The organism is Erwinia aphidicola, from assembly GCF_014773485.1.
GTDB classification, from domain to species: domain Bacteria; phylum Pseudomonadota; class Gammaproteobacteria; order Enterobacterales; family Enterobacteriaceae; genus Erwinia; species Erwinia aphidicola.
Genome location: NZ_JACXBP010000001.1, coordinates 92,384 through 112,045, shown reverse-complemented (window position 1 = coordinate 112,045; position 19,662 = coordinate 92,384). Strand labels below are relative to the sequence as shown.

The following is a 19,662-nucleotide window of genomic DNA, read 5'->3' as shown; positions in this document are numbered from 1 at the left end:
CTTATGCCAGCTGGCTAATGCGGGCTAGCTGCTCAAAGTAGTCAGGGAAGGTTTTGGCGGTGCATTTTGGATCGAGAATGGTGACCGGGGTGGCCGAAAGCGCCACCAGCGAGAAGCACATTGCCATACGGTGATCGTTATAGGTGCCGATTTCAGCAAACTGAATCTGGGCGGGAGGGGTAATGCGAATGTAGTCATTGCCCTCTTCCACTTCTGCGCCAACTTTGCGCAGTTCAGTGGCCATCGCCGCCAGGCGATCGGTCTCTTTGACGCGCCAGTTGTAAATATTGCGCATCACGGTGGTGCCTTTAGCGAACAGTGCCGCCGTTGCAATGGTCATCGCCGCGTCAGGAATATGATTCATATCGAGATCGATAGCGTTGAGATCGCCACGGGTACAGGCAATAAAGTCATCGCCCCACTCAATGCGGGCACCCATTTTTTCCAGCACGTCAGCAAAGCGAATATCTCCCTGCATGCTGTTGCGACCAATACCGGTCACTTTCACCGTTCCACCTTTAATCGCTGCCGCAGCAAGGAAATAAGAGGCAGAGGAAGCATCGCCTTCGACCAGGTAATCTCCCGGTGCCTGATACTGCTGCTGACCCCGCACGGTGAATGAACGGTAGTTATCGTTCTCTACTTCAACGCCAAAGGTCTTCATCAGATTCAGAGTGATATCGATGTAAGGTTTAGAAACCAGCTCACCCTTAATCGCAATGCGGGTGTCGTTTGTCGCCAGCGGAGCTGTCATCAGCAACGCGGTCAGGAACTGGCTGGAAACGCTGCCATCGACGGCTACCTCCCCCCCGCTGAATCCGCCTTTCAGGCGCAGCGGCGGATAATTTTCCTGCTCAAGATATTCAATGTCTGCGCCACCCTGGCGCAGTGCATCTACCAGGTGACCAATCGGGCGCTCTTTCATGCGCGGCTCACCGGTCAGGACGATATCGTTACTGCCCAGGCACAGCGCGGCAGCCAGCGGACGCATCGCCGTTCCGGCATTGCCGAGGAAAAGTTCCAGGGCGCCCTCAGCTTTCAGCGCACCACCCTGACCCACTACCCGGCACACGGTGCGATCGGCAGACAGTGTGAACTGCACGCCCAGGGCCTGCAGCGCGGTCAGCATATGGCGCACATCATCACTGTCGAGCAGATTGGTCAAGCGGGTAGTACCGTTTGCCAGCGCAGCCAGTAACAGCGCGCGGTTAGACACGCTTTTAGAACCGGGAAGGTTAACGGTGCCGTCGACCAGGGCGATAGGTTGTAACGTCAGGGAATCCTGCATGTGAAACGTATTCTCCAAAATAATTGCAATGAAACCCCGCAGGGCTGCGAGGTTTCAGATTTAAAACTCACTGCGAATGCAGGGGCACCTTAGCCGTGGCGACGCTCGAAGTCGACCATAAAGTCAGTCAGCGCTTTCACGCCTTCCAGCGGCATCGCATTGTAAATCGACGCGCGCATTCCACCGACAACGCGGTGCCCTTTCAGTGCATGCAGGCCGGCTGCAAACGATTCGTCAATAAACAGCTTGTCCAAGGCAGAGTCTGCCAGCTGGAATGGCACGTTCATGCGCGAACGGTTCGCTACGGCCACATCGTTGCGGTAAAAATCGCTGCTGTCGATAGTGCCGTACAGCAGATCGGCTTTGGCCTGATTACGCTTGTCCAGCTCGTGCACACCGCCCTGCTCTTTCAGCCATTTAAATACCAGGCCAGAGAGATACCAGGCGAAAGTTGGCGGAGTGTTAAACATCGACTCATTTTCCGCCAGCACTTTGTAATCGAGGATCGAAGGCAGCTCTTTACGCGCCTGACCCAGCAGATCTTCACGCACCACCACCAGGGTTAAGCCCGCCGGGCCGATATTTTTCTGCGCACCGGCGTAGATCACACCGTAGCGGCTGACATCCAGCGGCGTAGAGAGGATGGTCGAAGAGAGATCGGCTACAACCACTTTATCGCCAAAATCTGGCGTTTCATGGATGGCGATACCATCGATAGTTTCGTTCGGGCAGAAGTGCACATAGGCCGAGTTATCGGACAGCGCCCACTCGCTCATAGGCTTAATGCCACGCAAACCGGCCACGGTAGTTTTGGCATCGATGACATTAGGGGTGCAGTATTTCTGCGCCTCTTTCACCGCACTGGCAGCCCAATAGCCGCCGTCGATATAATCGGCTGTCGAATGCTGTCCCAGCAGATTCATTGGCACAGCAGCAAACTGCGCACGCGCACCGCCGTGGCAGAATAATACTTTGTAGTTGGAGGGGATTTTCAGCAGATCGCGAAAATCTTTTTCTGCCTCTTCAGCAACCTGAATAAATTCCTTACTGCGGTGGCTGATCTCCATCACGGAGGTCCCTAAGCCCTGCCAGTTGCAGAGTTCCTGCTCAGCGCGACGGAGCACTTCTACCGGCAACATAGCCGGACCAGAGCTAAAATTGAAAACCTGACTCATTTCCCCTCACCACTTTCAGATCGATCGGTTTTGATTCCTCTATCGGTTTTATCATTGCCACCCCATTGCTGCAATAATTTATCCGGTCAGCCGACCAGTTTCCCGAGGCGCGCCGCAACAGCTTGTAGGGCGTATGAAAGCGGAAACGATATTTTGTGAGGCATTTTCCTGTTTCATAAACAGACCGGTTAACTTTTCACTGTAAAATGGCACTCTTCCGACAATGAAATTAACGTTGTCAGATAGCGATTGCCGAGGAAAACCCGTATCATTGCGCGCTTTCCGCACAATCTCCGCACAATTCAAAACGAGTGGGCAAAATGACTCAAACTTATATCCCAGGCAAAGACGCCGCGTTGGAAGTCTCCATCGCACGCTTTCAGCAAAAACTACAGGATCTGGGCTTCAACATTGAAGAAGCATCCTGGCTGAATCCGGTGCCAAATGTCTGGTCAGTTCATATTCGCGACCGCGACTGCCCGCTGTGTTTTACCAATGGTAAAGGTGCCAGTGAGAAAGCGGCGCTCGCCTCGGCTTTGGGCGAGTATTTTGAACGCCTGTCGACCAACTATTTCTTCGCTGACTTCTGGTTAGGCGAGCAGATCGCCAACGGCGATTTTGTTCATTATCCTAACGAGAAATGGTTCCCGCTGCCGGATGATGACCAGCTGCCTGAGGGCATTCTGGATGCCCGTCTGCGTAAATTCTACGACCCGGAAAATGAAGTCAGCGCCAGCGACCTGATCGATCTGCAGTCAGGCAATGCCGCGCGCGGGATCTGCAGCCTGCCGTTCACCCGTCAGTCTGACCAGCAGACCGTTTATATTCCGATGAACATCATCGGCAACCTGTATGTGTCGAACGGGATGTCGGCCGGTAACACCGCTAATGAAGCCCGCGTTCAGGGTCTGTCTGAGGTGTTTGAGCGACATATTAAAAATCGTATTATTGCGGAATCCATCAGCCTGCCGCTGATCCCGCAGGATGTTCTGGACCGCTATCCGGGCGTGGTGGAAGCGATTGCCACGTTGGAAGCAGAAGGCTTCCCTATCTTCTCTTACGATGCCTCACTGGGCGGCAATTACCCGGTGATCTGCGTGGTGCTGTTCAACCCGGCTAATGGCACCTGCTTCGCCTCATTCGGCGCGCACCCGGACTTCGGCGTGGCGCTCGAGCGTACCGTGACCGAGCTACTGCAGGGCCGCGGGCTGAAGGATTTGGATGTCTTCACCCCACCTACCTTCGATGATGAAGAAGTAGCGGAACACGCCAACCTGGAAACTCACTTTATTGACTCCAGCGGCCTGATCTCCTGGGATATGTTCAAAGATGATGCTGACTACCCGTTCGCGGACTGGAGCTTCAAAGGCACAACTGAGGAAGAGTTCGCGACGCTGATGGCGATCTTCAAGGCCGAAGATCAGGAAGTATACATCGCCGATTACGAGCATCTGGATGTTTACGCCTGCCGCATTATCGTGCCTGGCATGTCAGATATTTATCCGGCGGAAGATCTCCTTCTGGCCAATAACAGCATGGGCGCCTATCTGCGTGATACGCTGCTCGCCCTGCCGGAAAGCAGCTGGGAGAAAGCGGACTACCTTGCACTGCTGGAGCAGCTGGATGAAGACGGCCACGACGACTTTACCCGCGTGCGTGAACTGCTGGGCCTGGCTACCGGTAAAGACAACGGCTGGTACACGCTGCGCATTGGCGAACTGAAGGCTATGCTGGCGCTGGCCGGTGGCGATCTGGAGCAGGCGCTGATCTGGACAGAGTGGACCATGGAATTCAACCAGTCCATTTTCAGCCCGGAGCGCGCTAACTACTATCGCTGCCTGCAGACGCTACTGCTGCTGAGCCAGGAAGATGAGCGCGATCCGCTGCAGTACCATACGGCATTTGTTCGCATGTACGGTCAGGATGCGGTTGACGCCGCTTCTGCTGCGCTTAGCGGTGAAGCTCCGTTCTACGGCCTGCAGAGTGTTGATAGCGAGCTGAAAGCCTTCCCGGCACACCAGGCGCTGTTAGGGGCCTATGAAAAGCTACAGGCTGCCAAACGCCGTTACTGGAAATAAGTCCATTTAAAACGGCGTAAAAATTCAAAATAAATTTCTTCCGCCGTTTTATTTTTCTGGCGCGAGTTCAGCGCCAGGTTAATAAAAGGTAACAGCTCAGGCTGTTACCTTTTTTATTGTCACAATATAGCTAAATTTACTACCAGTATTTTACCCACGTCGGGCCAGCTTCCCATTAAGACTCAAATATATTTTTAATAATTAAAAAAGTTTTATTCGATACAAAACAACAAGATAAACCAATTAACCCTTTTAACATCATGGCTTTACAGGCGCAATTGCTCGCGCAATATGATCCACATCAACTTCTCTCCTATACTCCTTTGTTAGACTTTCCTCGCTGACTACTTTTGGGAGAACGTTAGTGTGAAAGCTGGCAACCCCTTTGATCTATTATTACCGTCCGAAATGGCGAAAGTTGCCGAAGACGCTGGCGTCTATAAAGCAACGAAACACCCCTTCACGACTTTTTTTCTGGCAATTACTGCCGGTGTATTCATCTCTATCGCATTTGCTTTCTATATCACGGCCACCACCGGGACAGGCACGGTTCCCTGGGGTTTGGCGAAGCTGGTTGGCGGCATCTGTTTCTCACTCGGACTGATGCTGGTGGTGGTATGCGGTGCTGACCTGTTCACCTCGACCGTCTTAACGGTGGTGGCGAAAGCCAGCGGACGCATTAGCTGGCTGGAACTGGCACGTAACTGGATCATCGTCTATTTCGGAAACTTTCTTGGCGCTATCTTCTTTGTTGCGCTGATTTGGTTTGCCGGACAGTACATGGCAGCGAACGGCGCGTGGGGGCTGAATGTGCTGCAGACCGCCGATCACAAGATGCACCATACCTTTGTTGAGGCCGTCTGCCTCGGCATTCTCGCCAACCTGATGGTGTGCATGGCGGTATGGATGAGCTACTCCGGCCGCAGCCTGCTGGACAAGATGTTTGCCATGGTATTGCCGGTAGCGATGTTCGTTGCCAGCGGCTTTGAGCACAGCATCGCCAACATGTTCCTTATCCCGATGGCGATTGTGATTAGAGATTTTGCTTCACCTGAATTCTGGCAGGCCACCGGCGCGACAGCAGAACAGTTTTCGCATCTCACCGTTAGCCACTTTATTACCGACAACCTGATTCCGGTCACGCTGGGCAATATCATCGGCGGTGGTTTGCTGGTCGGGTTGACCTACTGGGTAATTTATCTGCGTGATGGCGACCATCACTGATTATCCCAGCTCAAGAATCTTGCAACCGTCGGCGTGACACTACCCGGCGGGAACGTACAACGAACTTCACGTTATAAGGTAGGTATCAAATGACCGAGCTTAATCAAAAAATGGCATCAGCCTGGGAAAGCTTTGCACCAGGTGAATGGCAGACCAGCGTCAACGTCCGTGACTTCATTCAGAAAAACTACACTCCGTATGAAGGCGATGAAACGTTCCTGGCCGGTGCCACTAAGGCCACCACCGCACTGTGGGACCAGGTGATGGAAGGCATCAAGCTGGAAAACCGCACCCACGCCCCGGTCGATTTTGATACCGATCTGGTCTCAACCGTCACTTCCCATGACGCGGGTTACATCAACAAAAGCCTGGAAAAAATTGTTGGGTTACAAACTGAAGCTCCACTGAAACGTGCCCTGATCCCCTTCGGCGGCATCAAAATGGTGGAAGGTTCGTGTAAAGTTTACGGTCGCGAACTTGATCCGTCAGTGAAAAAAATCTTCTCGGAATATCGTAAGACGCACAACCAGGGCGTATTCGACGTTTACACGCCGGATATCCTGCGCTGCCGCAAATCTGGAGTACTGACCGGCCTGCCTGACGCCTATGGCCGTGGCCGTATCATTGGTGACTATCGCCGCGTAGCGCTGTACGGCATCGATGCCCTGATGAAAGACAAGTTTGCCCAGTTCACTTCACTGCAAAGCGACCTGGAAAATGGCGTAAACCTCGAAGCCACTATCCGCCTGCGTGAAGAGATTGCTGACCAGCACCATGCGCTGCAGCAGATTAAAGAGATGGCGGCAAAATACGGCTGCGATATCTCTGGCCCGGCAACCAGCGCCAAAGAAGCCGTCCAGTGGACCTACTTCGGCTATCTGGCCGCAGTGAAATCGCAGAATGGCGCAGCCATGTCATTCGGCCGCGTCTCTACCTTCCTCGATATCTATTTTGAACGCGACCTGAAAGCAGGCGTCATCAACGAGGAGGAAGCCCAGGAGCTGATCGACCACCTGGTGATGAAACTGCGTATGGTTCGCTTCCTGCGCACCCCGGAATACGATGAGTTGTTCTCCGGCGACCCAATCTGGGCAACTGAATCACTGGCAGGTATGGGCGTTGACGGCCGTACTATGGTGACAAAAAACACCTTCCGTTTCCTGAATACGCTCTACACCATGGGCCCTTCACCGGAACCTAATATGACCATCCTGTGGTCAGAAAAGCTGCCGCTGAACTTTAAGAAATTCGCCGCGAAAGTCTCCATCGATACCTCTTCACTGCAGTATGAGAACGATGACCTGATGCGCCCGGACTTCAATAACGATGACTATGCGATTGCCTGCTGCGTCAGCCCGATGATCGTCGGTAAACAGATGCAGTTCTTCGGCGCCCGTGCCAACCTGGCAAAAACCATGCTGTACGCGATTAACGGCGGCGTGGATGAAAAAATGAAAATGCAGGTTGGCCCGAAAGAAGCGCCAATGATGGATGAAGTGCTGGACTACGATAAAGTGATGAACCGCATGGATCACTTTATGGACTGGCTGGCAAAACAGTATGTCACTGCCCTGAACGTCATCCACTACATGCATGACAAATACAGCTACGAAGCGTCGCTGATGGCGCTGCATGACCGTGATGTTTACCGCACCATGGCCTGCGGCATCGCCGGTCTGTCGGTAGCGGCTGATTCCCTGTCAGCGATTAAGTACGCCAAAGTTTCAACCATTCGTGATGAAGATGGCCTGGCCGTGGACTTCAAAATCGAGGGTGAGTATCCACAGTTCGGTAACAACGACTCGCGCGTTGATGATATTGCCTGTGACCTGGTTGAACGTTTCATGAAGAAAATTCAGAAACTGCAGACCTACCGCAATGCGGTGCCAACTCAGTCGGTCCTCACCATTACTTCTAACGTGGTGTATGGTAAGAAAACCGGGAATACTCCGGACGGCCGTCGCGCAGGCGCGCCATTTGGTCCAGGCGCCAACCCAATGCACGGTCGTGATCAGAAAGGTGCTGTAGCCTCACTGACTTCGGTAGCGAAACTGCCGTTTGCCTACGCCAAAGACGGTATCTCTTATACCTTCTCTATCGTGCCAAACGCGCTGGGTAAAAACGACGACGTGCGCAAAACCAACCTTGCCGGTCTGATGGATGGCTACTTCCATCATGAAGCCAGCATTGAAGGGGGTCAGCACCTCAACGTCAACGTGATGAACCGTGAAATGCTGCTGGAAGCGATGGAAGACCCGGAAAAATATCCGCAGTTAACCATTCGCGTGTCGGGCTATGCGGTACGTTTCAACTCGCTGACTAAAGAACAGCAGCAGGATGTGATCACCCGTACCTTCACCCAGAGCATGTAACAAGCACCGCTGGCCCCTGCAAAGGGGCCAGATCACCACTCAGCCCGTTTTGTCAGTCGCCCACACGGACCACTGCCAAAACAGACTTAAAACACAGCTAAAGACTGTGTCACCGTGGAGAACTCATCGCAATGTCAGTTACCGGCCGTATTCACTCATTTGAATCCTGCGGGACCGTCGACGGCCCCGGCATCCGATTTATCACCTTCTTCCAGGGCTGCCTGATGCGCTGCCTGTACTGTCACAACCGCGACACCTGGGACACGCACGGTGGCAAAGAGATTACCGTCGAAGAGTTGATGAAGGATGTGGTTTCCTATCGTCACTTTATGAATGCTTCCGGCGGCGGCGTGACCGCTTCCGGCGGCGAGGCGATATTACAGGCTGAGTTCGTGCGCGACTGGTTCCGCGCCTGCCATGCCGAAGGTATTCATACCTGCCTCGACACTAACGGTTTTGTGCGCCGCTACGACCCGGTGATTGATGAACTGCTGGACGTGACCGATCTGGTGATGCTTGACCTCAAGCAGATGAATGACGACGTGCATCAGGTGCTGGTCGGCGTGTCTAACCACCGCACGCTGGATTTTGCCCGCTACCTGGCAAAGCGTAAAATTCGCACCTGGATCCGCTATGTGGTGGTGCCTGGCTATTCAGATGATGATGATTCTGCGCATCGACTGGGTGAATTTACCCGCGATATGGGTAACGTTGAGAAGATTGAGCTGCTGCCCTACCACGAACTCGGCAAGCATAAATGGATAGCGATGGGGGAGGAGTACAAGCTGGATGGCGTTCACCCACCGAAAGCCGAAACCATGGATCGGGTGAAGGGTATTCTGGAAGGTTACGGCCACTACGTGATGTATTAAAGGGTGGGCCGCAAAAGAAGACCCGCCCCTGCAAAAAATTTCGAACGAACTCTGTAGAGGTCGACCCTTTGTTCCGGTCGACCTTTTTTTATGCGTGCGCCACCGGCGTCGCATGATGATCGGCTTTACGCAGCAGCATCACCAGATAAACCAGCGCTACCGCCGCAATCATCACAAACAGCACGCGGTCAGAGTAGCTCTGCATCAGCATTGACGTCATCGTCGGACCGGCAAGGCTACCCACCGTATAGCTCAGCAGCAGCGCCTGGTTCATTGCCACCAGTTCGTGGTGCCCAACCTTTTCACAAGCCCAGGACATCGCCACCGGATACAGCGTAAAACCGGCGCAGCCAAGGATAAACAGGGCGGGAGCCATCGCCGCATTACCGAGCATCGCCAGCGCACCGAGGATCACCACAAACACCTGAACGCGCAGCACCAGCAGGCGGCCAAAGCGGTCAGCCAGGCGGCCAATCGGCCACTGGCCAATGATCCCCGCACTGACCAGCAGCGCCATCCAGTAACCAATCGTCGAGTCGCTCATTCCCTGATGGGAAAGGTAGAGCGGCATCAGGCCATACAGCGAGCCCAGAACGATACCGGAGATAATGCAGCCGTTGATCCCCAGGCGCGCGCTGCGGCGGCGCAACATCGGCCAGAGTCGGCCTGGCGTGGCCTCTTCTTCCATCTGGTTTGCCGTCACACGGCAGAATACCAACGGCAGGATAGCGGCCAGCACCACGCCGGTTACCCACGGCAGCACGTGCAGCAGTTCGGTAGAGACCTTACTCACCAGCAGCTGACCGAAGACGGTGCCGATATAGTACATAATCATATAAGCAGCCAGCAGGCGGCCACGGTTGCGCAACGTACCGTTGCATAACAGCGCACTCTCAACCACCACCCAGATCAACGCACAGCCGACCCCGGCAATAAAGCGCCAGAGCGCCCAGGACCAGAATCCAGTGCCCAGCCCCAAAGCCACGGTTGCCAGGGCGAACAGCAGGGAAGCAAAATAATAGCTGCGGTTGAAACCGTAATTTTTGATCGTCCAACCGGCAATCAGCGTGCCCAGCAGGTTGCCGCAATAATAAGAGGAGCTGACCATGCCCACTTGCCACGTTGGCAACGCATCATGGGTCAGCCACAGTGGCACCAGCGTATTGAGCACAGCAATTGAGACCGTCATCAGCAGCAAGCCGCAAAGCAGCACGATAACAGGGCGTGACCAGGTGGACATAGTAGTGAAGAACCGCAGCGAGAGAGGATTTTGCGCGCATAATGCCACCATGCAAGCAATTGTAAAAGCGGAATAAATCAGCCACAGCACGATTTGTAGTACAGCGATTTAATTTTCTTATCTACAACGAGTGGGAGATCTGAGTTACAACTTTTCGCCACTAATTATCTCATTGAATTCTCTTTAAATTGGCTTAGGGCGAACCAAACTCTCCATCATTTATTTTGCTCGATCGCCGGCATAAAAAAACCCGCCAGCGGCGGGTTTTGAACATTGCAATCGGCGAGGTGATTAGCCGATAAACTCAAGTCCTTTCATGTACGGGCGCAGCACTTCCGGCACTTCAATACGGCCATCAGCCTGCTGGTAGTTTTCCAGCACCGCCACCAGTGTACGCCCTACTGCCAGGCCGGAGCCATTCAGGGTATGCACCAGGCGGGTGGCTTTTTCGCCACGCGCACGGCAGCGTGCTTTCATGCGGCGCGCCTGGAAATCACCCATATTTGAGCAGGAAGAGATTTCACGGTAAGTATCCTGTGCAGGCAGCCAGACTTCCAAATCGTAAGTTTTGTGCGAACCGAAGCCCATGTCGCCGGTACACAACAGCACTTTACGATAGGGCAGATTCAGCAGCTGCAGCACTTTCTCAGCGTGGCCGACCAGCTCTTCCAGCGCGTCCATCGAATCTTCCGGACGGGTGATGTGCACCATCTCCACTTTATCGAACTGGTGCATGCGGATCAGACCACGCGTATCGCGGCCATAAGCCCCCGCTTCAGAGCGGAAGCACGGCGTGTGCGCGGTCATTTTGATCGGCAGTGACTCTTCTTCAAGGATCTCGTCGCGCACCAGATTGGTGAGTGGCACTTCCGAAGTCGGGATCAGCGCATAGTTGCTGCTTGATGCCTCTTCTTCCAGCGGACGAGTATGGAACAGGTCCTCGCCAAATTTTGGCAGCTGGCCGGTACCGTACAGGCTGGCATGGTTGACCAGGTAAGGAACATAGGTTTCCTGGTAGCCGTGCTGCTCGGTGTGCAGGTCGAGCATAAACTGGCTCAGCGCACGGTGCATCAGGGCAATCTGACCGCGCATCACGATAAAGCGTGAACCGGTCAGCTTAACCGCAGCAGCGAAGTCCAGTCCGGCAGCCATTTCGCCGAGTTCGACGTGATCGCGCACGGCAAAATCGAACTTACGCGGTTCACCCCAGCGGCTGATTTCCTGGTTTTCACTGTCGTCTTTACCCAGTGGCACCACATCCGCAGGAATATTAGGGATAGCCATCGCGAAGTCGTTAATGCTGGTCAGTAGTGTTTCCAGCTCGGCTTTCGCGGCATCCAGACGTTCACCCAGTGCGCTCACTTCCTGGCGCAACGGCTCGATATCTTCCCCACGTGCTTTGGCCTGCCCGATGGATTTGGATCGCGAGTTACGTTCAGCCTGCAGATTTTCAGTTTCTACCTGCAGTACTTTGCGACGCTCTTCGTGCGCGCGCAGCGTATCAACGTCCAGCTTATAGCCCCGGCGTGCCAGTTTTTCAGCGACTGCGTCTGGCTCATTACGCAGCAGATTGGGATCGAGCATGCTTGTCCTGTGCTTATTGTTTGAGTGTCAAAGGAAGGGACGTACTCTTATGCAGAATACGTTGAATTCATTGCTAACCTTACCGCAACGTCACTGTCAGCGGTAGCGTTTTGTCGGGCTATTTTGATCCTGTTCAGCAAGCCAGGCGAGCTTTTCGCCGATTTTGCCTTCCAGCCCGCGTGTGGTTGGCTGATAATAACGGGTCTGCGCCATCTGCGCCGGGAAGTACTCTTCACCGGCGGCATAGGCGTTCGGTTCATTGTGGGCATAGCGATATTCTGCCCCCAGCCCCATCTCCTTCATCAGCTTCGTTGGCGCATTACGCAGATGTTCCGGCACGTCGTAATCCGGGCTTTCACGCGCATCGCGCATCGCTGACTTGAACGCGCTGTAAACGGCATTGCTTTTGGGTGCGCAGGCGAGGTAAACAATCGCCTGAGCAATGGCGCGCTCGCCTTCCGCCGGGCCAACGCGGGTAAAGCAGTCCCAGGCAGCAATCGCCACCTGCATTCCGCGTGGGTCGGCATTGCCAACATCCTCGGATGCAATCGCCAGCAGGCGGCGCGCCACATACAGCGGGTCACCCCCGGCGGTAATAATGCGCGCATACCAGTAAAGCGCCGCGTCGGGGGCGGAACCGCGCACGGACTTATGCAGCGCGGAGATCAGATCGTAAAAGCGGTCACCTTTGTTATCAAAACGCGCACTGCGCTCGCCTGACACTTCATTGAGCAACTGCGGCGTCAATTCGCGCTGGCCTTGTGCGTTGACCTCCGCCATATCCGCCATCATCTCCAGCGTGTTAAGCGCCCGGCGCGCATCGCCGTTAACCAACTCGGCAATCATGTTGCGGGTATTTTCCGGCAGCACGATGTTCTCTTTGCCGTAACCGCGTTCGCTGTCCTGCATCGCCTGCTCAAGCACCGCTGAGATATCCTCAACGGTCAAAGATTTCAGCAGATAGACGCGGGCACGAGATAACAGCGCGGAGTTCAGTTCAAAGGAGGGGTTTTCAGTGGTGGCACCGATAAAGGTAATGGTGCCGTCTTCAATATGCGGCAGAAAAGCATCCTGCTGACTTTTATTGAAGCGGTGCACCTCATCGACAAACAGAATGGTGCGGCGCCCGGCATTGCGATTCTGTCTGGCGCGTTCGATTGCCTCACGGATCTCTTTCACCCCTGAGGTCACGGCTGAGATGCGCTCCACGTCGGCCTGGCCATAGTGGCCGATAATTTCTGCCAGCGTGGTTTTCCCTGTCCCTGGTGGTCCCCATAAGATCATCGAATGCAGATGACCTGCCTCAATCGCGCGCGGCAGCGGTTTGCCTGCCGCCAGCAGATGCTGCTGACCGATATATTCGGCCAGCGTGCGTGGCCGCATACGGGCGGCCAGAGGCTGAAATTCATTACGGGAAAAATCGAGGGACATATTACTCACGCAAACCTCACTGACGCTGGTCGTCCACGGTCACACCCTGCGGCGGCGTAAACTTAAACTTATCAGCGCTGACGGAGCCGTTTTGCTGGCTTTTCAACGCGTAGCTGCTGCGCTGGCCATCCTGCTCAATCGCGCTGAACTGGTTGATCGTACCGTTCGGCGAAACGTTAATGGTGAACTGCTTCAGGTTGCCATCCGCCGCTTTCGGCGTCAGCGAGAAGTCATTACCTTTTTGCGCCACGTTGTACTGCTTCCAGTCACTCGACTGGTTGCGGGCAATCAGCATAAACGGCGTATTGCTGGTGGCGTCTTTCAGCCAGCTGGCGCTGACCTGCTCAACAAACGGGTTATAAAACCACAGGGTTTTACCATCAGAGATCAGGATGCTTTCATCCGGCGCGGTCATGTGCCAGTTAAACAGGTTCGGGCGCTGTACCCACATCTCACCTTCACCATCCTGCACGGACTGGCCGCTGCCGTCGGTCACTTTTTGATTAAAGGTCGCATGGAAGCTTTTCACTTTATCCAGGCGCTGCTGCAAATCACTGGCAGCATCTGCCAGTACGCTTGCAGAAGTAAAGGCCGCCAGCAAACAGCAGGAAATCATTAATTTTTTCATTACGGCATCCTTATTAAAACTTTTGTATCCCGTTGCGGGTTAAGCGTGACGTGGATAACTTTAGCCAGGCGCTGGCAGGAACGACAGAAGAATAAACTGAATTCCCCGGCGGCACTGAGCAGATATGGGGACTGCTGGCAAAAAAACAACGGGCCAGCCAACGTGGCCGGCCCGGAGTGATTGTTACATTTCGTGCGGCGGTGGTGCCAGCACCTCGCGGTTACCATTATGGCCCGGAGAGGAGACAATTCCCTGCGCTTCCATCTGTTCGATAATGCGCGCCGCACGGTTGTAGCCGATGCGGAACTGACGCTGGACGCCGGAGATCGACGCGCGACGCTTATCAACGACGAACTGCACCGCCTGGTCAAACAGCTGGTCCAGCTCTTCATCACCGTCGATACCGCCGCCGCCGGCCTCGCTATCCTCACCACCGCTGAGAATGCCCTCTTTATACTGAGGACGTTCGCGCGCCTTCCAGTCAGCCACTACGGCGTGGACTTCCTGGTCGCGCACAAACGCGCCGTGAACACGCACCGGAATCGATGAGTTTGGCGCCAGATAAAGCATGTCCCCCATTCCCAGCAGAGATTCGGCACCGCCCTGATCGAGGATGGTACGTGAGTCAATTTTGCTGGAGACGGTAAAGGCGATACGCGTCGGGATGTTAGCTTTAATCAGGCCGGTAATGACATCGACTGACGGACGCTGCGTTGCCAGCACCAGGTGAATACCCGCTGCACGCGCTTTCTGCGCCAGGCGAGCGATCAGCTCTTCCACCTTTTTCCCGACGGTCATGATCAGGTCGGCAAATTCGTCGACCATCACCACGATGTACGGTTCTTTCTCCAGCACTGGCGGCGTCATATCCATGCTGTCGGTCGGTTTCCAGAACGGGTCGGGAATTGGGCGGCCCATGGCATCAGCCATATCCACTTTTTCGTTGTAGCCCGCAATATTACGCACGCCAAGTGCCGACATCAGCTTGTAGCGGCGCTCCATCTCCACCACACACCAGCGCAGTGCATTGGCTGCATCCTTCATGTCGGTAACGACGTCAGTTAACAGATGCGGAATACCTTCATAAACCGACAGCTCAAGCATTTTCGGGTCGATCATGATAAAGCGCACCTCTTTCGGCGTGGCTTTATACAGGATGCTGAGGATCATGGCGTTTACGCCGACCGACTTACCGGAACCGGTCGTACCGGCAACCAGCAGGTGCGGCATTTTGCCAAGATCGGCCACCACCGGATCGCCGGAAATATCTTTACCCAGTACGATAGATAGCGGCGACGGATTATCACGGAACGCCGGGCAGTCCAGCACTTCACGCAGGTAAACCGTCTGGCGATGCAGGTTTGGCAACTCAAGGCCAACATAGGGGCGGCCAGGGATCACTTCCACCACACGCACCGCAACGGCTGAGAGGGAACGGGCCAGGTCGCGCGACAGGTTGGAAATACGCGCCGCTTTGACACCCGGTGCCAGATCCAGCTCGAAACGGGTGATCACCGGGCCAGGTGAAGAACCCACAACCTCCGCTTTAACGCGGTAGTCAGCCAGACGTGCCTCAATCAGGCGCGAGGTCTGTTCCAGGGCAAACTGATCGACCGGCTCGGTTTCCGCCGGAGGCGACGAGAGCAGATCGAGCGTAGGCAGTGGCGTCGTCGGTTTATACGTCGGCTGTTCATGGCGCATCAGGAACGGGTGGATCAGGCTGTCCATATCCGGCTCCTGCGGCTTAGGTGCTTCAGCGGCAACCGGCTGCGGCGCTGCAGGCGCACTGGCCTGCCATGAAGGGGCAACCGGCTGTTGAGCGGCCGGGGCCTGAGCAGGCTGTTGCCAGGCGGCAGGTTGCTGCGGCGCGCTTTCCGGCTGCTGCCATTGTGCTGGCTGCGGGGCTACAGGCTCCACTTCCGGCGCGGCAGCGATCGTGAACAGCGGCTCAGCTGGGCCGTCATCAACCAGATCGTCCATTGGTGAGAAATCAAACGCACCGGCAGTATCAAGGTTAAAGGTTGGCGCGCTGTTCTGCGGCTCGGCCGCATAACGCTGCTGTTGCTGGTCGGCAAACTGGCGAGCCAGTGCAGCCTGCTCCAGAGCTTCCTCATCTTCAGCGGCAAACTCTTCGCCGTAGCGCTGCTGCTGCTGAGCGAAGAACGCTTCGCGCAGCTGTGCCTGTTCCGCTGCATCCTGCTCGTCATCGACTTCAGCGTGATAAGAGGCCTGAGGCTGAGCCTGACTCTGCTCCTGCTGTTTAGCTTTCTCTTCCGCCATGCGCTGCGAAGGCAGCTTAATGCCGTAGGAAGCCAGCTCGCGACGGGTTGGCAGTTTCACCGGGTTCGGGCGCGGCAGTTCAGGACCAATGCCCTGCTTCACCTGCGGATTAAGTTCATCACCGCTGGTGGCGGTGAAGCCCGGCATAAACGGCGTATTGGAGGTGGCAGACTGCGCCACGGCGCCAATGGCCACACCGGTTGCCGCCGCAGCGACGGAAGCGGGGTGAGAGGCATGCTGCGTCGAGAAATCAAACGGCGAGGAGGTTGCCGTATCGCGCCAGTTGCCCATCTGCGGACCGTCGTCATCTTCCATCGGCTGAACCGGAACAGAAGGTGCCGGGGTCTCAGCTGCGGCAGGCACTTCAAAGCGGTATAACGGCGGCTGAGCGGGTTCAACCGGGGTTGAAACCTGAACGGGTGCCGCTGGCGCTGCGGCAGGAGCTTCAACCTGCGCCGCTGAGATTTGTGGAGCGGCAGGCTGCGCCGCAGCCACTTCGCTGGCCGCCGCAGCACCGGCAGCAGCAACAGCGGGTTTCGCCAACAGCGGATCGTGCTGCTCGCCATCCTCAACATCAGCATAAATTGGCTGCGGTTTTGCCAGCAGCACATCGTCTGCATCGTCCGCCTGCGCGCTGCGTTTCATTATTGGCGCGGTGGACTCTCGCGCAGGACGATCGTCTTCCTGATAGGCTTCGTCATCCTCTTCATGCCATTTTTCATCGGCGCGCGAGCGGTTGCTGGCGAAGGTTAAGACCCCCATCACTACACCGCCAATTTTCTCGGCAATCGTCAGCCAGGACCAGCCCGTGTAGAGCGTCAGGCCCGCCGCCCAGATGCACAGCAGCGTCAACGTGCCGCCGGGACCGCTGAAATAGGCGGCCATCGCGTTACTCAGCAGGCTGCCGATCACGCCGCCAGAGGCAAAGTACCAAATATCATCGGCATTCAGCGCGGCCAGGCCACAGGAGGTCACTACCAGCGCCAGCACGCCGATCAGACGTAGTGCTACCGCGAAGTAGTCGATGTAATCCTGAGAATGACGCTGACGGAAGGTGATCCAGCACAGGCCTAAAATCACCGGAGGAAGGGCGTACGCCATCACGCCGAAAATAAAGAACAGCGTGTCAGCAAGCCAGGCCCCTACCCCCCCACCTAAATTGTGGATGGGTTCATGCCAGGCGGTTTGCGACCAGCTGGGATCGGAAGGGTTGAAGCTCATCAACGCCACCATCAGATAAACGGCGAAAAGAGCAACAATAATCAGTAACGCTTCCAGCAGGCGACGCCCACTGCTCAGCGGTTGTAACGAAACTTCTTTATCTTCTGTGTATTCCTGGCTCAAGAGTACTCTCCAGGTGCCTGTAAACTATGAAGGCAACAGCGCCGGGCATGCCCGACGCTGAACCTGTATGAATTCACAGGAGTGTACCGAAAACTACCAGGTTTTGCACCTGCCCTGTGTTACCGCGTTTTAATCACTAACCGGTTACTTTGTTTCACTTCTTCCATGACCACATAGGTACGGGTATCGTTCACGCCCGGCAGACGCAGCAAGGTTTCGCCGAGCAGTTTACGATATGCAGACATGTCTGGCACGCGGGTTTTCAACAGGTAGTCGAAATCACCGGAAACCAGGTGACACTCTTGAGTTTCCTCAAGTTTTTGCACGGCGGCGTTAAATTGCTCAAACACATCCGGCGCACCACGATTCAGAGTAATCTCAACGAATACCAGCAGAGAAGCATCCAGGTAGTGCGGGTTTAACTGTGCGGTATAACCGAGAATGAAGCCCTGACGCTCCAGGCGGCGCACGCGCTCCAGACATGGCGTTGGGGATAACCCTACGCGTTTGGAAAGCTCGACGTTAGAAATACGACCGTCCTTCTGCAGCTCATTCAGGATATTGCGGTCGATTCTGTCGAGGTCTTTACCAGGTCGTTTTTTATTGTCTACCATTATTATTGTCTCTCTTAAAATCCTTCCCTACCTGCCATACCCTGAACGCCATTAATGTAACAGGGTTGATCTAAGTGAAGACAGTGAGCCTGTTGCGGGACTAATCGCTTTATCTACCTGACGCATGTTGTCTGTCCACACCATGAGTCATTGCACATAACAGGCTGAGTTTATCCGGCCATAAATAGAAAATCCGGGATGAAATCCTGGAAGAGCGGGCCGAATTCCCTCTGCTTCTCATAATGTTTTCGCAAAAGCTCAGCCGATTGTCAAAGCAAAACAAATAAAATCAGTACAACATGCCATAGCAGTGGCTGTCTCTCTGTTTTTCAATGACTATTTTTGACTTAAAATGGCATAGTCCGGGCCATATAGTCTGTTTTGCAGACAGCGCAGTCGTTTGCCTGGCCCACGATTGGTTAAACCTTTTTCATTAATTGTTAACAAAATTGCAGAACGCTTTTTTTGCCCCGGCAAATTCCCTACAATCGCTGCATCTGTTTGCCAGTTAAATAATGAGGGTCTCATGAGTACGGCGAAACACAGTAAATTACTGATTCTGGGTTCCGGCCCGGCGGGCTACACCGCAGCGGTGTATGCTGCACGCGCCAACCTCAACCCGGTGCTGATCACCGGGCTGGAAAAAGGCGGCCAGCTGACCACCACCACCGACGTGGAAAACTGGCCGGGTGATGCTAACGAACTGACCGGCCCCCTGCTGATGGAGCGTATGCATGAGCACGCGGTGAAATTCAATACCGAGATCATCTTCGACCATATCCACAGCGTCGACCTGCAGAACCGCCCTTTCCGCCTGACCGGCGACGAAGGTGAGTACACGGCGGATGCCCTGATCATCGCTACCGGTGCCTCGGCTCGCTACCTCGGCCTGCCGTCAGAAGAGGCATTTAAAGGCCGCGGCGTCTCCGCCTGCGCAACCTGTGACGGTTTCTTCTATCGCAATCAGAAAGTCGCGGTGATTGGCGGCGGTAATACCGCAGTGGAAGAAGCGCTCTATCTGGCGAATATCGCGGCTGAGGTGCACCTGATTCACCGTCGCGACAGCTTCCGTGCAGAAAAAATCCTCATCGACCGCCTGAATGAGAAGGTGAGAAACGGCAATATCGTGCTGCATACCGATCATACTCTGGACGAAGTGCTGGGCGACCAGATGGGCGTCAGCTCCCTGCGCTTGCGTTCGACCAAAGATGACCAGACTAAGACACTGGACGTTGCCGGACTGTTTGTCGCGATCGGCCACAGCCCGAACACTGCAATCTTTAACGGTCAGCTGGAGTTGGAAAACGGCTACATCAAGGTGCAGTCCGGCATCCATGGCAACGCAACTCAGACCAGCATCCCGGGCGTGTTTGCCGCCGGAGATGTCATGGACCATATCTATCGTCAGGCGATTACTTCCGCCGGTACCGGCTGTATGGCCGCGCTGGATGCCGAGCGTTATCTTGACGGTTTGGTTAAAAATAATCAGTAAGTTGTTAAAACTCTGAGCTAATCTTGCCCAAGGCGACGAG

At 55.0% G+C, this 19,662-nt stretch carries 13 protein-coding genes; 5 read left to right on the top strand and 8 right to left on the bottom strand.

Annotation, left to right across the window (positions count from 1 at the left end; genetic code table 11):
• Position 1 precedes the first annotated feature (1 nt).
• Together aroA and serC are read right to left on the bottom strand one after the other, a co-directional pair.
• Positions 2-1,288, bottom strand: coding sequence for a 3-phosphoshikimate 1-carboxyvinyltransferase (gene aroA, locus ID864_RS00495; protein ID WP_048916536.1), 1,287 nt, complete (start codon positions 1,286-1,288; stop codon positions 2-4).
• Between the two features lie 89 nt (positions 1,289-1,377).
• The gene (serC, locus tag ID864_RS00490) at positions 1,378-2,463 is read right to left on the bottom strand and encodes a 3-phosphoserine/phosphohydroxythreonine transaminase (protein WP_048916537.1); all 1,086 of its coding nucleotides are present in this window, start codon (positions 2,461-2,463) and stop codon (positions 1,378-1,380) included.
• A gap of 320 nt (positions 2,464-2,783) precedes the next feature.
• Here serC and ycaO point away from each other — a divergent pair, with 320 nt between their 5' ends.
• The 4 genes from ycaO (at position 2,784) to pflA (ending at position 9,009) form a co-directional block, all read left to right on the top strand.
• On the top strand, positions 2,784-4,541 hold the full coding sequence (gene ycaO, locus ID864_RS00485) for a 30S ribosomal protein S12 methylthiotransferase accessory factor YcaO (RefSeq protein WP_191149250.1): 1,758 nt from the start codon (positions 2,784-2,786) through the stop codon (positions 4,539-4,541).
• A 366-nt stretch (positions 4,542-4,907) separates the two neighbouring features.
• Positions 4,908-5,765: a formate transporter FocA gene (focA, locus tag ID864_RS00480; protein WP_048916539.1), complete on the top strand. Its 858-nt coding sequence runs from the start codon at positions 4,908-4,910 to the stop codon at positions 5,763-5,765.
• A gap of 89 nt (positions 5,766-5,854) precedes the next feature.
• Complete coding sequence (pflB, locus tag ID864_RS00475; protein ID WP_048916540.1) at positions 5,855-8,137, top strand: formate C-acetyltransferase; 2,283 nt, start codon at positions 5,855-5,857, stop codon at positions 8,135-8,137.
• 131 nt (positions 8,138-8,268) lie between these two features.
• Complete coding sequence (gene pflA, locus ID864_RS00470; RefSeq protein ID WP_048916541.1) at positions 8,269-9,009, top strand: pyruvate formate lyase 1-activating protein; 741 nt, start codon at positions 8,269-8,271, stop codon at positions 9,007-9,009.
• A gap of 88 nt (positions 9,010-9,097) precedes the next feature.
• On the opposite strand, the gene ID864_RS00465 is transcribed toward pflA, so the two are convergent.
• The 6 genes from ID864_RS00465 to lrp form a co-directional block, all read right to left on the bottom strand.
• Positions 9,098-10,249: an MFS transporter gene (locus tag ID864_RS00465; protein WP_048916542.1), complete on the bottom strand. Its 1,152-nt coding sequence runs from the start codon at positions 10,247-10,249 to the stop codon at positions 9,098-9,100.
• Between the two features lie 291 nt (positions 10,250-10,540).
• Positions 10,541-11,833, bottom strand: coding sequence for a serine--tRNA ligase (gene serS / locus ID864_RS00460; RefSeq protein ID WP_099754065.1), 1,293 nt, complete (start codon positions 11,831-11,833; stop codon positions 10,541-10,543).
• Positions 11,834-11,929: 96 nt separating this feature from the next.
• Positions 11,930-13,273 (bottom strand): replication-associated recombination protein A, encoded by a 1,344-nt coding sequence (locus tag ID864_RS00455; protein WP_048916544.1) that lies wholly within the window; start codon positions 13,271-13,273, stop codon positions 11,930-11,932.
• 7 nt (positions 13,274-13,280) lie between these two features.
• Positions 13,281-13,892 (bottom strand): outer membrane lipoprotein chaperone LolA, encoded by a 612-nt coding sequence (gene lolA / locus ID864_RS00450; RefSeq protein ID WP_048916545.1) that lies wholly within the window; start codon positions 13,890-13,892, stop codon positions 13,281-13,283.
• Between the two features lie 183 nt (positions 13,893-14,075).
• On the bottom strand, positions 14,076-17,516 hold the full coding sequence (locus tag ID864_RS00445) for a DNA translocase FtsK 4TM domain-containing protein (RefSeq protein ID WP_191149249.1): 3,441 nt from the start codon (positions 17,514-17,516) through the stop codon (positions 14,076-14,078).
• Positions 17,517-17,635: 119 nt separating this feature from the next.
• Complete coding sequence (lrp, locus tag ID864_RS00440; protein ID WP_006118610.1) at positions 17,636-18,130, bottom strand: leucine-responsive transcriptional regulator Lrp; 495 nt, start codon at positions 18,128-18,130, stop codon at positions 17,636-17,638.
• 526 nt (positions 18,131-18,656) lie between these two features.
• On the opposite strand from lrp, the gene trxB reads away from it, so the two are divergent.
• Positions 18,657-19,622, top strand: coding sequence for a thioredoxin-disulfide reductase (trxB, locus tag ID864_RS00435; RefSeq protein WP_048916547.1), 966 nt, complete (start codon positions 18,657-18,659; stop codon positions 19,620-19,622).
• Positions 19,623-19,662 lie beyond the last annotated feature (40 nt).